This is a genomic window from Hafnia sp. HMSC23F03 (assembly GCF_001816025.1).
In the GTDB taxonomy this organism is placed as follows: Bacteria; Pseudomonadota; Gammaproteobacteria; order Enterobacterales; family Enterobacteriaceae; genus Hafnia; species Hafnia paralvei.
On sequence record NZ_KV824221.1, the window covers coordinates 1 to 1,493 of the forward strand.

General features: G+C 46.7%; 2 protein-coding genes. Both read left to right on the plus strand.

The window, feature by feature from the left end:
- On the plus strand, window positions 1–408 hold a 408-nt coding region (locus HMPREF3091_RS10000), incomplete at its 5' end, for a nucleoside hydrolase (protein WP_371328683.1).
- Complete coding sequence (add, locus tag HMPREF3091_RS10005; protein WP_070715626.1) at window positions 408–1,421, plus strand: adenosine deaminase; 1,014 nt, start codon at window positions 408–410, stop codon at window positions 1,419–1,421. The genes HMPREF3091_RS10000 and add, both read left to right, overlap by 1 nt.
- Window positions 1,422–1,493 lie beyond the last annotated feature (72 nt).

The following is a 1,493-nucleotide window of genomic DNA, read 5'->3' on the forward strand; positions in this document are numbered from 1 at the left end:
CTTACCGTGGTTGGTTGGGAAATAGGCATGGGTGAGGCATTTATCAATGAACAAGATATCGATTATCTTAATCAGCTGAGTCCTCTGGGCCGCTTCACTGTGCGCTGCAATAAAACTCTGATGGAATTTAATACGGGAAGAACAGAGCGCAAAGGCTTCGATTTGCCCGATCCCACCACGATGGCCGTAGCGCTGTATCCCGACATTATTCAGGAGGCCTTCGTTGGTTATTCCTGGGTGGAGTATAAAAGCCAGTCTTCATATGGACATTACGTTATTGACTCGACGAACCTTACCGGCAATGCCCCTAATGCCAAGATCGTGTTCAAAGTAAAAAGCGGATTATTTAAGGAGAAATTATTCGGATTGCTGGCTGAACCAGTCAATATGTGCGGAGAAAACAACTAATGAATTTTGACGCACGGCACATTCCAAAAATTGAACTACACGTTCATCTGGACACCTGTATCAGCTATCACTGCGCGCGGATGCTCATGCCATCCCTCAATCTCAGAATGTTCAGAACGCAGTTTATCGCCCCCGAAAAATGTAATGATTTAGGCGATTTCTTAAGCAGAATTACACCACAGTTAGATTTATTACAGACCACTTGCGCATTGCGTCAGGCGGTTGATGACATCTTCGATCAGTTACATGCGGATGGTGTTATTTATGCTGAATTACGCTTTGCCCCCTTATTACATTTGAACCAGAACCTGACGGCCGAGCAGGTGGTTGAAACAGTTCTGGGAGCCATGCAGGCCAGAAGTCAGATATATGGTATAGAAACTAATCTGATCCTGTGTACCTTGCGTCATTTTTCGGCACAGCAAAGTCTGGAAACCGCGAGGCTTGTAGCCCGCTATCTGGGAAAAGGTGTTGTTGCATTAGATCTGGCGGCGGATGAAGCGCGTTACTCTCTGGAGAACCACATAAAGGCATTTGAGTATGTCCGGAGTCATGGTGGGGACTGTATTGCTCATGCTGGAGAAGCACGCGGATTTGCAAGTGTGAATGAAACGCTGGATAGCTTGAACGTATCGCGTATCGGACATGGTGTCAGGAGCGTTGAAGACAGAGCAACGCTGGACCGGCTCCTCCGAGATAACATACATCTTGAGGTGTGCCCGGGTTGTAATATTGTCTGCAATATCTGTCCGTCCATCGCAGAGCATCCTGTTAATATACTTTTTCATGAAGGGATCTCCCTAAGTATAAACACGGATGCAAGAACGGTAGCCAATACAACTCTGAATGAAGAATACCAGCGTTTACATCATATTTTTGGATGGAAGGACGAGGAGTTTCTGACCTGTAATCTGAACGCTGTACGGGCGTCCTTTGCCCTGCCGCGGGTCAAACAACGCCTTGAAGAGCTCCTGCGGTGCCAGACGCTCTTGGACAAGCATGGCGCAGTTTAAAAACTGATATTTATGGTTTTTTCTCATATGGGATTTTAAAAACGGCAGGTGTCCGCGATAAGGTATGGGGAG

Excerpts from the sequence above, each read along its gene's own strand:
- add (WP_070715626.1), top strand. The coding sequence starts at position 408 with ATGAATTTTGACGCACGGCACATTCCAAAAATTGAACTACACGTTCAT.